Origin of the sequence: Nodularia chucula CCY0103 (assembly GCF_963923915.1) — a bacterium.
Classification (GTDB): domain Bacteria; phylum Cyanobacteriota; class Cyanobacteriia; order Cyanobacteriales; family Nostocaceae; genus Nodularia; species Nodularia chucula.
Genome location: NZ_CAWUOL010000003.1, coordinates 35,440 through 50,391, shown reverse-complemented (window position 1 = coordinate 50,391; position 14,952 = coordinate 35,440). Strand labels below are relative to the sequence as shown.

Below are 14,952 nucleotides of genomic sequence, written 5' to 3'. Positions count from 1 at the left end.
GCTGTGAATTGGTTTAGAATTTTTTGCATCTCCCCACACTCCCCACACTCCCCACTCCCTACTCTAAATGTAAAAACTGCGGTCATATCCAAAATAGAGATGAGAATACCGCAGTTAATCAAAAATGAGGGGTTAAAAGTTTTAAATTTCGCGTTTTCCAACCACTCTACTAAAATTACTCAAGCATACAGAGAAATTTGATCAAGCCCAACTATCAAATAAGCAGTGGTAACACAACTTCAACCAGATTTTGTGATTACTGAATAGGTGCTGGAGATTTTTCGTTTTTCTATTGGCTATTGTCAACCGCATTACGCAAGCGCATCAACTGGCGGCGCATTTGGGGTGAGGCTTTGAACTCAGAGACCTCTTGCGCCTTTACAGACGCTTGCAGTGTTTCTAGAAACTCATCTGAGCCTTCGGTCAAAGCGTCCAGCAACACCTGTAATAGCTGTTCGCGATCGCCCAATAGACTTTTTTCCTCAAGCAGCCGGAATTTTAGATGTATTTCGCATTCATAAACACCTACTTCGATATTATCTATCTGGCGTGGTAATGCTTTAGAGTTCATAATTTTGAGTATTAGGTTACTGGGTGGTCATCAGGATGAGGAAGAATATCCCCAGCCAAAATCCTTTATATTTTTTTTGTATTCAGCGTGCTGGAATTAAAATTATTTCTTTAATCCACAACATTTGTCTTCTATATTCACTCTCCTGTGTTTTTTCTACATAGTCGTTCCAGGCTAAGTCATAATGTTTTTCAGCCAGATGTGCTTTTAGCTAAACCATAACTATTATTCAGTTTTTGATATCTTATACAATAAAGTTTCTGTAAGAAGTTCTTCAATATTTTCAAAAGTTTTTACATTAACTTTATGTTTGAATTGATAGCAGTTCTAGATTTTACTGATTTTTTAGTGTTTATACGTAAGGATGATTTCTGGTTTTTTCCCTAGTATTAAAGCTAGAGGTAGTTCTCAGATAATTAAGTACAATTACTTGATGTAAGTTTTATTCAAACTCAAAATTACAGAGATGGTAATGAATAAATTAAGCACAAGTAAAATCATAGTGTTATGAAAATCATCAAAACTGAAATAACCTCAGTTATTGCAGGGGAACTTTGTTTATATTAGCCAGGAGTATCCTGGAAAATCTATTAATGATAAAATAATTTCAATAGTTAGGGTAATCAACCTCTCTCAAATCCACATTGTGAACAGGTTATACTTTGTTCGGTGACTATTTCCATTCAGGGAAGCAGCTGAAATTCCCTACAAGATTCAGACTCACCGGAAAATCAGCATAAGTCTCAAAGACAATGTGCAGTCATCCAACCACCGAGGGGCGATGGGAAAGTTAACCCTGGAGGAAAGAAGCATTTGTAGATCAAGTAACGCCAGTCACCTAGTTCAAGCAGGCAAGGGTTGACAAATATTTCCGACCATGAATAATGATGTTGATTAACCCTCCCCTTCTCATCCAACCAAAAATCTCTGTGGCTTGGCTCCCGGAGAATGTCAATTCAGTGTAACTAAAGCAAACCTGACACCCTTTTATGGATAACGCGATACTACTCAAGTCCACAACCCGACATATCCGCATTTTTGCAGCAGAAATTGACCGGGATGGCGAACTGATTCCTAGTAACCAGGTCTTAACCTTAGACATTGACCCAGACAACGAATTTAACTGGAATGAAGATGCTTTACAAAAAGTTTATCGCCAGTTTGATGAACTAGTAGAAGCATCTAGTGGCGCTGATTTAACAGATTATAACTTACGCCGCATTGGATCAGACCTAGAGCATTATTTGCGATCGCTCCTGCAAAAAGGTGAAATTAGCTACAACCTGTCAGCTCGTGTCACCAACTACAGCATGGGACTTCCTCAAGTCGCCGCTACAGAAAATCAGTAGAAATATTGAATTTCTCAATTCTAGGGGGTTTGTACTACCACACCCCCAAACTTTCTAGAAGGCAAAAAGCGAAAAATTTTTCTTCTTAACACATTTCCCCAACGACGTATTATAATTAGGACATAGAAGATAACATGGGTCCGTAACGGTTTCGACAGGTTGGCGAAAGCTACTCTGTGATTCAGGTCGAGAGTGAGTCTCCTCTCGGAAATCAAAGGCTCAAAACAAAAGTAAATGCGAATAACATCGTTAGCTTTGCTCGTAAGCCTGCTACAGTAGCAGCTGCATAAAAACCTCTCAAAGGTTCGAGCGTCTCTGGTTTGACTCCGTTAAGGACTAGAGACCAACCCTCAACGGACGCTCTAACAAGTGTTCTCTGGTTGGCTTGTTAGCTAAGACTTAATCAGAGCATCCTACGTTCGGGATAATGAACGATTCCCGCCTTGAGGGTCAGAAAGGCTAAACCTGTGAATGAGCGGGGTGTAAATACCCAATTTGGACAGCAGTTCGACTCTGCTCGGATCCACTATAAATCACAAGCAATTCCACCTGAAACTGAGATGTTTAGGTGGATTTTGTCTTTTATGGGGATTGGTGATTAGGGATTGGGGATTAGGGACTGGGACTGGGGATACTTCGGCTACGCTCAGTGCAAGTTGGTGATTGGATATTGAGAAGTAACAATCTTTCCCCCCTGCACCCTGCATCCTGCACCCCTACCCCTGCCTCTTCCCCCACACCTCCTTGGCTGTCGCCATAGGATCTATTCGCTAGGAAGTACGAAGGAATCTGATTTGTTTTCTACAGTGGGGACTACTACAGTGGGAGGGGGTGAGGGGTTGGTTTCTGTAGGTACTGGCTCCGTGGGTATAATTGTAGGATTTGAGGGTTTCACTGGTGGGGGTAAAATAATATCTTGACTAGTTTTGGGTAAGCTATTTTCCGGTGATGGCTGGGGTAAAGCCTCACGGGTGGAACGGACTTCCCGCAGTCTCTCTACTAATGAACGTGTAGAAGTATTGTTAGTACCGGAAGGCTCTTGACTGGAACTAGTTTTTTCACTTTCACCAAAAGGACTGCTACTAGGATCTGAAGTTTGATCTTGCGAAACAGGAATATTGCGCTGGGGTTGTCTGGTAGTTCTAACTGGCGCAGCATTACGTGGTGAAGTAGTGCGTGGTTTTCTGTTGTTATTTTCGAGTTCTTCAGCAGAGGGTAAATCAGCTGATGGTAGTTTTGGTTCTGGTTCAAATTCTGGGTTTTCAAACAGAGGTGATGAAGTTGACTTGGGTTGAAACCCAGAGAATAGACTAGTGATGCCAAAGCCTGCTGTACCAGCGAGAAAGGCTATAGTCAAGGCTATGCCTACTTTAACTGCTCCTTGCTTCTGAGGCAGTGATAGCTGTTTATAACTACTGAGTGGAGTTTTTTGGCGTTTGGGGCGCTGTTTTTCCACAGGTAAAACTACAGTTGCTACTGCGTTAGTTGGTAGTGGATGGTTGGTATGCATCGGACTTCCAGGCAATAATTGCAACCATTCTGCTACTGTAGGTGGGCGGAATTGTGGTTCTATAGCCATACCACGCATGATGGCTTCGTTAACTGCTGCACTCAGATGGGGTTGTAGTTCGCGGGGAGATGGCATTGTTTCGCGATCGCGCAATAATGCTGGTAAGGGAACTTGTGCTGTCAATAAAGCATACAAAGTCGCAGCCAAACCATAAACATCTGTAGCGGGTGTACGCTGTGCTTGGGTCAAATACTGTTCCAGGGGAGCATAGCCTTCAGAAACTATCCCAGTGTGAGTTTGCCTAACACCATTATTAAATTCGCGGGCAATGCCAAAGTCAATCAGCACTACTTCCTGAGTTCCTTGACGCAGAATAATATTATCTGGCTTGATATCCCGATGCAGCAAACCGTTGTTATGTACTACTTGTAACGCTGAACCAATTTGGCGAATATAATGAATTGCTGTGGCTTCTGGTAAAGGAATTGCCGGTAAGACAAATGCTTGTCCCAAGGTGTCACCGGGAACATATTCCATCACCATGTAAGGTAGTCCATCTTCAACAAAAAAGTCACTGACGCGGACAATATGAGGATGGATACAAGTAGCTAATCTTCTGGCTTCGTCTTGGAATTGGCGCTCGAATTTGGCAAAATCAGGATGTTGGCGGAGTTTTTCATTAATAGTTTTCATCACCACTTCTTGACCCAAGTAGTGATGAATAGCTTTAAAGGTGATGCCGAAACCGCCGCGTCCTATTTCCTGGTTAAGGGTGTATTTGCCATCCTGTAAAGTTGTGCCTGCTAACATAGGAAGTGCTGATTGCTGAGTGCTGAGTAAGCAGATATTACCGAATTACCGATTTTTCCGAGAGATTAATAAATATGGGTGTGATGAAAACCTCCCGATTATATTAACAGCTTTTCCGGTATGCATAACAACCGCCAAGGAAGTGTGGGGAGTGTGGGAGGTGTGGGAGGTGTGGGAAGTGTGGGGAAAGATTGTTACTTCTCAATACCCAATACCCAGTCCCCAATCCCTAGTCCCCAGTCCCCAGTCCCCAACTATAGATTAAAATCTCTGCCCGATGCCTAAATGTACTTTGCTTTCTCCCTGGTCATTAATACCATAATCTGCGCGGATTAAGCCTAGAGGTGAGTTTATACGCACGCCAGCGCCATAGCCAAAACCATTACCGGGTTTGCCACGCATACCGGCGGGATTTCCTATTACAGTATCACCAGAGCCTAAATCTGAGGCAAAATCGGCAAATACTACACCTCCCAATACTGGCACGATGGGAAAGCGATATTCTGCGGTGGCTAATACATAACTGCGACCACTACCAATTTCTCCGCTATCGTAACCCCTGACGGAATTAGAACCCCCTAAGTTAAAACTTTCATAAGGTGGTAAGTCCCCAATGACTGTACCGGCTTGAAAATTGACGGCGAATACTTGTGGCTGGTCGTTATTCGTGTTAAATAGCTTAACTGGTAAATATTGTGTGTAGTTGGCCTTCAGCCGATTCATGGCAATATTACCTTGACCAACTGGTAAAGATTGTTCTGTACTGACACTGAGTACAGAACCTTGAGTGGGATTGAAGACATTATCTCGGTTGTCTTGGGAGGCGGTAAAGGAGACTGTAGCTAAATCATCTATGCCGGTTTCGCTGGCTGAGAGGCGATTACCTTCTGCGTCTGTGGGGGTAATATTACCTTGGCGATCGCGGATAGTAGTACGAGTATAATTTAATCCCAGGGTGGTATTCCAACTATCTAAAGGTTGCTCGAAGCTAATCCGAGTCCCAATTTGACCTTCTCGCACTGTATCGCCATTGGAGAGGGGAATCTTGTTATCTAAAGTTTGAGAAATTTCTCGCCGACGGAAAGCATTAACTGAGTAACCTAAAGTGTCCGGCTCTGTGGGACGGTAGGGACTAGCTAAGGTGGTGTTAAACTGCAAATCATTGCGACTCACACCCACATTTACAGCTAAATTATTATTAATGCCGCCAATATTCTGGTCTTGATAGGTTAATGTGCCTAATAATCCTAAATCCGCGTTAAAGCTACCACCGACGTTAATAGCACGCGCTCCCAATTCTTTGACTTCGTAAATTAAATCTAGTTTGCTAGCGTCACCTTCAAAGGCCACATTGACAGTTTCAAATAAGCCGGTACGATATAACTGCTGCACATCTTGGCGCAGAGTAGTTTCTTGAAAAACTTGCCCTGGTTGGAGTTGTAATTGCTGACGCAGAAAGTCCGGTTGGGTGCGTCCTGTGACTGCTTCCCCTTTGCTATCAACGGTTTTTCCTTCTTCGTTAATGAAGCGAAACTTAATGTTATTGACTAAGCCTTCTGCTACATTCACCCTGAGAATACCTTCCCTGCTGGGTTGAGCTGAGAGAACATTGGCGAGGGGATAACCATTGTCGGCGTACCATTGGTCAATTTGTTCTATAGCTTGCTCGATGGCTGTGGGACTGATGGGTTGACCTATTAAGGGTTGAAAACGTTCTTGGACTACAGAATAAGTGAGTACCTTGGCATTGGCTAGTTCTAGCGATCGCAATAGCACTGGTTGCACCTGATACACTACATTTAGTCCATTGGGGGTGGTAGTAGTATTAACGTTAGCACTGGTAAATAAACCAGTTTCTAAAATTGCTGCGACATCTGTTTGTAGCTGATTTTCACTAGTATCACCGCCGAGTCTGGTTCTAATCACTTGGCGGATAATCTGTTGCAATTCCTCACTGACTCCTAATATTTGAACATCTGTAGCAGTGACTACTAAGTTATTATCAGTGGGTGTAGAAGAAATGACAGCAGAATTAGATGAAAAGGATGGGGTAGCGGTGTCTCTTTCTACACTTATTGGCAGAACAATATTATTTTGATTATTTTGGGAAAATTGTTCAGTGGTGAAAGTTTCTGGAGAGGCAATGTTTTCAACTCGTGTGGGTGTTTCTTCCGTCACTGGTCGCAGCGAATTTTCCCCTGGTTGATCCGGTGAAGGTAATACAACGGATTTCGCTGTTGCTTGTTGTGTAAGATTACTAGCTGCCAAGGTAGCTAAAGTCAGAAGTGTAGCAGAAGAAAGTCGCATAGTATTTAATCTATATCACTGGTAGTTAGTTGTTTTGAGGTGAAGTAACGAGGATAATACTAACTTCCAGCTACTTGGCGGATTTATATCCTCATTTATACCTCTTGTTAAAAGAGACAACGAATTTTGAGATTTTGTTTCTGATATAGCTGCAACAATTTTCTCTACTTGTTAATCAGATGGACTCAGGAATATATGAATATACTCGTCATATAGCTCTAGGAAATCCACCAGTAAGCGTAAGTTGGCAAAAATAAACCTAACTATGAGTGATATCTCCGAATTAATTCCCAAACCAAACGAGAAGTTGCAGTTATTAGTTTTAAGCAATGGTCATGGAGAAGATGTCATTGCTGTGAGCATTTTGCAGCAACTCCAGGAACAAGAAAACTCCCCAGATATCTTTGCGTTACCTTTAGTGGGTGAAGGGCGGGCTTATACGAAGTTGGGTATCCCCTGTATTGGTACTGTACGCACCATGCCTTCTGGGGGCTTTATTTATATGGATGGGCGGCAATTAGTGCGGGATGTTCGGGGGGGTTTGGTGCAACTTACTGTTAATCAAATTCAAGCTATGCGGCGTTGGGTAAGTTCCCAAAAAAAATTAGGTAATCAGACTGCTATTTTAGCTGTGGGAGATATTGTCCCTTTATTATTTGCCTATTTTAGTGGTACTGACTATGCTTTTGTCGGGACTGCAAAATCAGAATATTATGTCCGGGATGAGGTCGGTATATTACCCAGAAAGTCAAAAGGTGCGCGTTGGGAAAACTTTTCTGGTTCGATTTATCATCCTTGGGAACGTTGGTTGATGAGTAGTAGCCGTTGTCAGGCGGTGTTTCCCAGAGATGCGCTGACTACGGAAATATTGCAAAAGTGGTCAATTCCGGCTTTTGATGTGGGTAATCCCATGATGGATGATTTAGAACCAAGGTTTTCAGCAGCAGATGTTGCGTCAGAAATGGTTAAACCATTAGTAATCACTCTGTTACCTGGTTCTCGTCCCCCGGAAGCTTACGCTAACTGGGAAGTGATTATGGCTGCTGTGTCTGCATTGATGATGAGTTACTTGGAAGAAAATGCAATTTTAGGAAGTTCTGGAAATGTGATATTTTTGGGGGCGATCGCACCGGGTTTAGATGTCAGTCAGTTATCCCCATTTATTCAAGCCCAAGGTTGGCAACCCTATACAGCATCTCCTCTAACCATTTCTGATCCTGATGCCTTAATATTTAAGCAAGGTAACGGTTATTTTGTCGTCACACAACAAGCCTATAATGATTGTTTATACTGGGGGGATGTAGCGATCGCTATGGCTGGGACAGCTACAGAACAATTCATTGGTTTAGGAAAACCGGCGATCGCCATTCCGGGTCAAGGTCCCCAATATACTCCAGCCTTTGCCGAAGCTCAAAGCCGACTTTTAGGACCATCTCTATTACTAGTAGACAATCCGGGACAAGTTCCCCAGATGCTGCAATCCCTGTTACAAAATCCTGACACTTTGCAAAGGATTTCCGACAACGGTATCCGGCGCATGGGTAAACCGGGAGCAGCCCGTAGGATTGCGGATTGTTTATATCAAAAGTTTTACCATGAGAATTTTTAACCAACTAAACCAGAACGCAAAGCCCTAACTGCGGCTTGAGTCCGATCATCTGCACACAGCTTATTCAGAATATTCCGCACATGAGTTTTCACTGTCCCCACGGTGATGTACAGTTGTTCGGCAATTTGCCCATTGCTGCATCCGGCGACAATCAATTCTAGAATTTCTAGTTCCCGTTGAGTCAGAGGATAGGTTTCTAAAACTTGTTCATATTCCGTAGCTAGGGCTTCAATTTTCACGGTTTTGTGTTTATCCGCCGCTTGGGTTTCTCCGGGAATCCCTTGGCGCATTTTCCGTAATACCACATTGGCGATCGCTGGATCAATCCAAGAGTTACCCGCATGAGTTGCTTGTATAGCTTCGGTTAACTTATTAATGCTGGTTTCTTTCATGTAATAAGAGTCTGCACCAGCAGCAAATGCAGCCAATACCGCATCTTCAGTGTGATCCATTGTCAAAATCAGGATTTTAGTCGCAGTTTGCCCTGTTTCTGTTTGATAGCGTCTAAACTTGCGCGTCAGTTCAATCCCATCCATGTCTGGTAAACCAATATCTACCACTGCTACATCAGGTTTAGCGGTTTCCAAAAGTTTTAGTCCTTGAGTCGCATTAGCTGCTTCACCAATTACTTTCAAACCGCCGTGAGATTGTAATGCCGCCCTTAGTCCCATTCTGGTCAGATCATGATCTTCTATTAGAATAATGCTTATTTCATTCATTGCCATACTCGTTGTTGATGATTGTATCGGTGAGAATATAATATGACCTTTTTTATGCAGTTTATCTTATTTTACCAACCCAAAGATAGAGGATTTTTTGATCTGCCAGCATCCCTCGCTAGAGATACCGAAATTCTAGATTTTTCATCCTCAGTTTGGTTCAAAATCTAGCTAAAGATATATCGTTATTTCTACCACCAATATGAAATAGTGAAATGAAATATAAAATTCATGCCCCTTGATGTCATGCCTCCAGTATTAACAACCTATTCATTATTTCATAATATTCCAAATTCTTCCTAAAAAGCAAAAAAACGACTGATGGGAATCAGCCTGAGTTTTTGATTGCTGGCTTGGGGTAGGTCAGACGTGGGGAATCGGGAGATTTTTGGAGATAATTGTACTGAATTGGTTGCACAAGTAAATAGGAGTCCTATATTTCTATTAATTAGCAGTTTACCTACAGGTGAAGATCTGACAAATTCAGCAAAAAAAAATTATGGTTACAGTAGTATACCGGAGTAAAAGCAGAAATATTTAGTAACTTTGATAACTGTCTAACTGAGCGATGGTCAATAAAATAATGGAGATGATTTGACTGTTTAACTGTGCTTGTATCAGGAATTAGGCTTAGTAACCTAGTGATGAAAATTGGTCACGCTTACGGCGCAACATTTGAGTACGTAACTCTCACTAATGACTGAGGACGGCCATTAGTTCACTCATTTACAATGGTTTTGAGAGTTAATAAAGTATTTTATCCAACTTTATGTCAATTTGCTCCACCAGAGCAGTTAATTAAGAGCAACTTATGTAGTAACAATGATGACCACTCTTGTAAAAATCACATCTCTACTCAGGAATATTCTGATTGTTGATAATTGGAATATCAAAAATCATATCTAAAATCAAAATTATTTAGTGGGATATTTTGAACATAGAGATGCTATACATCAACCTGTATTTGACAGCGAAAATAAAAACCAATGAAACAGACGCTGAAAATTTTGGTTGTAGACAATGATAAAGTAGATCGCATGGTGGTTTGTCAGACTCTGAATAATGATGATATTTGTGTGGAAATTTCAGAGGTAACTGATGGACATGACGCACTCACTGCCTTAAACACTACAACTTATGATTGTATTTTCCTAAATTATCACCAACCAGATGAGGACGTTTTGGCACTGATTCAACGACTCCATTCTGTGGAAACCAAAGTGCCTTTAGTAGTTCTTAACGCCCCAAAAGATGAAGAAATTACTATCAAACTGATGAAAGCTGGGGCTACAGAGTATCTTTCTCAGTCCAGGTTATGTTCAGAAACATTAGTACAGATTCTCCGCTATGCCATTCGCATACAGAAGGCTGAAATGCAGACAGATGTGGCAAACCAGCAACTAATTCGCCAAAAACAAGAGATAGAACGACAAAAGCAACAAATTCAGTGGCAAAACTTAAAGTTATTAGAAGCATCACGGCTGAAATCTCAGTTTTTTGCCACTATTTCCCATGAATTGCGGACTCCCATGAATGCCATTATTGGATTTTCACAAATAATGTTGCGCCCAAAGTTTGGTAAGCTCACTCATCAGCAAACTGATATGGTGGAGCGCATTTTGAATAATGGTAAACACTTGCTAATGTTATTAAATGAGGTTCTGGATTTTTCTAAGTTGCAAGGGGGGCGACTAGAATTAAAGTCGGAATTATTTGATTTAACAAAAGTGATTAATATTGTGATTGCTGAAATGCGTTCTCTTGCTGAAGCCAAGAAGCTGTGTTTGCGAGTTGATATTGATATGCTAAATCCGCTAGTATTTCATGATTCCGTGCGTATGCGGCAGATTTTAATCAATTTATTATCTAATGCTATCAAATTCACCGACTCTGGTTGTGTTTGGGTAGAAGTGAAAGAACTGCCTCAAAATCGATTGGCGATCGCAGTTCGAGATACAGGTATTGGGATAGATCCGCGAGATTTTGAACATATTTTTGAACCCTTTCGACAAGTAGATCAAAGTATCACCCGCAAATATCCAGGAACAGGACTAGGTTTAGCGATCATCGATTCCTTAGTCCAAATGATGGGTGGCAAAATAATTGTGCAAAGTCAATTAGGGGCTGGTTCTATGTTTAAAATTGAAATACCACGGCAAATTTCGTCACCAACTACAGTGGGTAGACTCCCCAGTTTAAATTTAGATGGACAGGATATTTTTTGTTCTGTGCAGAATCCTCACCAGTCTTTGCCGAAATCTAGTCAAGCATCAATGAGTTTTCCTCATCTCAAGCTGTAAATTATTCTCATAAACCGTTGATAAACCATGTCTGTTGTAGAAAAACCAAAAATTGATCGTATTCTCGCCGTTGATGATACTAGAGATAATCTGATTTTAGTGCAGACTATTCTCGAAAGTGAGGGCTATGAGATTGACTTAGTTGCAGATGGTTTAACAGCTTTGCAGCAGATTGAAAAATCTCCCCCCGATCTGATTTTATTAGATGTAATGATGCCAGGAATTGATGGTTATGAAGTCACCCGGCGCATTCGCAGCAATCCCAAACTCAATATTAACTATATTCCCATTCTGCTAATTACCGCCTTTCACCAATCCAGCGTTGTGGAAGGTTTGGATGCAGGTGCAGATGATTTTATTCGCAAACCATTTGATACAGATGAACTGCTGGCTAGAGTGCGATCGCTGCTGCGCCTGAAACACAGTTTGGACGAACAAAGAAAAATGGCTCGTCAGCGCGAAGATTTTGTCTCCCGTTTAACCCATGATTTGCGTACACCGCTAGTTGCTGCTGATCGAATGCTGGATTTATTTCAACAGGAAACCTTCTGCAAAATTTCCCCAGAAATGAAACAGGCGATCGCCGTCATGATTCGCAGTAATCAAAATTTAATGCAGATGGTCAACACCTTACTAGAAGTTTATCGCTTCGAGGCGGGTAAGAAGACCTTAAACGATGACGTGTGCAACTTACCAGAAATTATTCAAGAAGTCAGTAGTGAACTCACCCCTCTGGCCAGTGAGAAAAATTTGGCTCTCAAAATAGATACCAGTAACTTAGATCCAAACAAAGAAAGTGCTGGTGTAGTAATGGGTGATCCTCTAGAACTGCGACGCGTATTTAACAACTTAATTGGTAACGCCATCAAGTTTACAGATACAGGAGGTATAGAAGTTGGTATTTCCGAAAAATCAGCTAATTCTCAGGGTGAAGATTGGGTAATCATTCAGGTTACAGATACAGGCTATGGGATTGCGCCGGAAGATCAACCAACAGTATTTGAACGATTTCGCCAAGGTAGAAATAAACGTTCTGGTAGTGGCTTAGGGTTGCATCTATCCAGCCGAATTGTTGAAGCACACGGTGGTACAGTTAAACTCTCATCTGAACAAGGGCGAGGTAGTGTGTTTACAGTTACCTTACCAAAACATCATCTTTTACCTGAAGCCTAGTCCCAGGCTAAATCATTCGTTATTCAGTTAATTTTCTTCTGAGTTAGCACTCAGCACTTCTGAGAGTCGAGGCAGAATTGAGCTTACCACATAGCCGGCGGCGAATGATGGCCTCTAGATCCTCAATCATGTAAGGCTTACTGATGTAATCATCAAAACCCGCCGACAGCAGGCGTTCTCGATCATCTCTACTCGCTAACGCCGTCACTGCAATCACTGGAATTTCACTAGTTAGCGGTTCTTGTTTGAGATAATGCACAACATCAGTTCCGCTCAGGCCTGGTAACAAAATATCTAACATAATCAGGTCTGGCTGATAATCTTTCGCCACCAATAACGTAGTGGAACTATCACTTTGACAAATGAATCTACAGCCAAGGGATTCAAGGGCATAACCAATCAGCAGTAGACTATCATGATGATCTTCCACTACCAAAATTAAGGGCTGCTGAGAGTTTTGCTTCTTTTCATCACTCATGAATGAATGTGCCAGATACATCTGTTCTCCAGAAGATTGAATGGGGATTTATGGTAGTTTTTGAGATGATCACCGATACATCCCGCGCAAATAGAATGGAAATGTTTCAGCATGATCTCAGATGTTGCTTTTGCCTATGGGATGATTCTTTTCTACGCAACAAATATATAGAAAAGAAAAATGAAAACTATAGGTTAAGCAATTACTTCTTGATTATACGCAAAATCACAGAATATTTTTCGCCGAGTGGATAATAAATTGATATAAAAATTATTGTTTACCGTAGTATATCTATTGCTACTTATTTTTGTAGCTTTAAAGATACACAATCATCAGTATATCTTCACATCCTGGCTATGATCAAGGTTGTTTTGTTTAACTCCTCTTAACCATTGTTAACCTTCCGCCAGTAGTCTCCATGTCACAGAATAATTACTGGCAAAATCAACATAAAATCGGGATATTTCGGTTTAAACTTAGATGCAAAACTGAGTTTTAAGTAAGTCGGTGCGATAAAACCAAACTATGTGAGGAAAAGTAAATAAATCTCAAACTCTTTCTCCCCCTGCTCCCTGCCCCCCTGCCTTATTCCAACAATAATTATTTACGCCGACCTACTTAGGGGCGGTTGCTATAGCAGCAAAAAATCAAATATTGCTTGACTCAAATTTTTATATCCTTGACTTTATTATGCTACAATTGTAGTATGTAGAATACTTAAACATCTAAATTTAAAATTTTTCTTATTCTATAAAAACATACTAAACTACTGCTGGATAATCTTAGAGATATGGAATTTGATTATTTTTCAAGCAACGAAAGCAGTCCCAATAATCATCATCGTCCCAGTTTAATTAGTAGTGGTTGGCGACCATTGCATAGAGAATTAGATTGGGCATTTTTAGCAGAACTATTACAAAATGATACTAAAGAATTAACTCAAAAAACTTTTAATTTAGCAAGCAATTTTGCTGAAGTTTTGGGAAGAAATAATTATACTTGGTGGGCTAATTTGCTGGGTGTTGTATCGGAGAATACCCGTTATGAAATAGAAAAATTTTGGAACTATATCACCCCTGACCCCCAATCCCCAGACCATCGCTATCAAGATATTTTAAGTACGGAAACCCCCATTGTGCAGTTGGTCAGTCGTAGCAGTATTCCAATTGATTATGTTCTCAATCGCTTGCAAGAAATTACTGTCTTACGAGTTTTAGAAGTTTTAGGTTGTCCTGATATTATTACTCAATATTATTTGGAAAGAAATTTCTATTTTCCTGTAGAAAGGTTTGTGAATTGGGAACGGCTAGAAGTTATTAATACTGTTTATGCTTATTGGTCAAAGTCCGATACTTGGCTGCAAATTGAATCTTATGAACGGGGAAAGCGTTACTATACTATAATGTCAACGCATATCTCACCGCTAATTAATAAAGCTACTTATGATTTAGCTGTGATGCTGAGTGGATATCAAAGTCGTGTGGGTAAGGTTCACAGTCAATTTGCGATTCGCAGTTTTCCCGCAGATATTCAAGGTTTTACGGATACAGTACAACAAGCAATTTTAACTCAGAATCAGTTAGCTGTTGTGGTACACGGTGAACCGGGTACTGGTAAAACGGTGTGGACTCAGGCTGTGGCTAAGGAAGTTCTTGTACCTTTAGGTTATGTGGTTTTTATTTTAGATCATGATGCGATCGCCAATTTTGTACCACCCAATTATTTAGAAAGAATTTGTATTATTATCAATGAAGCTGATAATTTGGCTCAAAATCGGGCTTCTGAAGTTGCTCAATATAATAATAAAACTGAACATATTCTCAGTTTGTTAGATGGCACTTTGTACCAAAGTATCATTGATGATTCTGGTATTCAAATTAAGCAAAAATTAGTGGTTTTGATGACTTGCAATACTACTGAACGGTTAGACCCAGCTATGTTACGCAAGGGTCGGGTTGATTTGATATATGAGTTTACTGAGCGTTTTGTGTAGTCGGTTTTTTAGGATGGAACTAACCGCATAAAGCCTTCGGCATAGCTTCGCTTACCGCGCAGCGTATGCCCCCAGGGCGCTAGGACGCAAAGTACACGAAGAAAGAAAAAAAAGAAAAGAAAGGAATTTCGCG

At 41.0% G+C, this 14,952-nt stretch carries 10 protein-coding genes and 1 other RNA gene; 6 read left to right on the top strand and 5 right to left on the bottom strand.

Annotated features, from left to right (window positions below):
* Positions 1-289: 289 nt before the first annotated feature.
* Positions 290-571, bottom strand: coding sequence for an Npun_R1517 family heterocyst differentiation transcriptional regulator (locus tag ACM0OP_RS01760; RefSeq protein ID WP_414526669.1), 282 nt, complete (start codon positions 569-571; stop codon positions 290-292).
* 989 nt (positions 572-1,560) lie between these two features.
* Here ACM0OP_RS01760 and ndhM point away from each other — a divergent pair.
* Positions 1,561-1,920 (top strand): NAD(P)H-quinone oxidoreductase subunit M, encoded by a 360-nt coding sequence (gene ndhM, locus ACM0OP_RS01755; RefSeq protein WP_414526668.1) that lies wholly within the window; start codon positions 1,561-1,563, stop codon positions 1,918-1,920.
* Positions 1,921-2,056: 136 nt separating this feature from the next.
* Positions 2,057-2,449, top strand: a transfer-messenger RNA (tmRNA) gene (gene ssrA, locus ACM0OP_RS01750).
* A gap of 234 nt (positions 2,450-2,683) precedes the next feature.
* Here the strand turns inward: ssrA and ACM0OP_RS01745 are convergent.
* Positions 2,684-4,240, bottom strand: a complete 1,557-nt coding sequence (locus ACM0OP_RS01745; protein ID WP_414526667.1) for a serine/threonine-protein kinase — start codon at positions 4,238-4,240, stop codon at positions 2,684-2,686.
* A gap of 261 nt (positions 4,241-4,501) precedes the next feature.
* Positions 4,502-6,547: a BamA/TamA family outer membrane protein gene (locus ACM0OP_RS01740; protein WP_414526666.1), complete on the bottom strand. Its 2,046-nt coding sequence runs from the start codon at positions 6,545-6,547 to the stop codon at positions 4,502-4,504.
* 265 nt (positions 6,548-6,812) lie between these two features.
* On the opposite strand from ACM0OP_RS01740, the gene ACM0OP_RS01735 reads away from it, so the two are divergent.
* Entirely contained in the window at positions 6,813-8,156 is a 1,344-nt protein-coding gene (locus ACM0OP_RS01735; RefSeq protein WP_414526665.1) for a lipid-A-disaccharide synthase-related protein, read from the top strand.
* Here the strand turns inward: ACM0OP_RS01735 and ACM0OP_RS01730 are convergent.
* Positions 8,153-8,875, bottom strand: a complete 723-nt coding sequence (locus ACM0OP_RS01730) for a response regulator (RefSeq protein WP_414526664.1) — start codon at positions 8,873-8,875, stop codon at positions 8,153-8,155. The genes ACM0OP_RS01735 and ACM0OP_RS01730 overlap by 4 nt on opposite strands.
* Before the next feature lie 986 nt (positions 8,876-9,861).
* Between ACM0OP_RS01730 and ACM0OP_RS01725 the strand changes: the two genes are divergently transcribed.
* Positions 9,862-11,175 carry an ATP-binding response regulator gene (locus ACM0OP_RS01725; protein WP_414526663.1) on the top strand — a complete coding sequence of 438 codons (1,314 nt, stop codon included), beginning with the start codon at positions 9,862-9,864 and terminating at the stop codon, positions 11,173-11,175.
* Between the two features lie 27 nt (positions 11,176-11,202).
* Positions 11,203-12,348 carry a hybrid sensor histidine kinase/response regulator gene (locus ACM0OP_RS01720; protein WP_414526662.1) on the top strand — a complete coding sequence of 382 codons (1,146 nt, stop codon included), beginning with the start codon at positions 11,203-11,205 and terminating at the stop codon, positions 12,346-12,348.
* A 43-nt stretch (positions 12,349-12,391) separates the two neighbouring features.
* On the opposite strand, the gene ACM0OP_RS01715 is transcribed toward ACM0OP_RS01720, so the two are convergent.
* The gene (locus ACM0OP_RS01715; protein ID WP_414526661.1) at positions 12,392-12,847 is read right to left on the bottom strand and encodes a response regulator; all 456 of its coding nucleotides are present in this window, start codon (positions 12,845-12,847) and stop codon (positions 12,392-12,394) included.
* 769 nt (positions 12,848-13,616) lie between these two features.
* On the opposite strand from ACM0OP_RS01715, the gene ACM0OP_RS01710 reads away from it, so the two are divergent.
* A complete protein-coding gene (locus ACM0OP_RS01710) occupies positions 13,617-14,819 on the top strand; it encodes an AAA family ATPase (protein WP_414526660.1) in 1,203 nt (400 codons plus the stop codon).
* Positions 14,820-14,952: the final 133 nt, after the last annotated feature.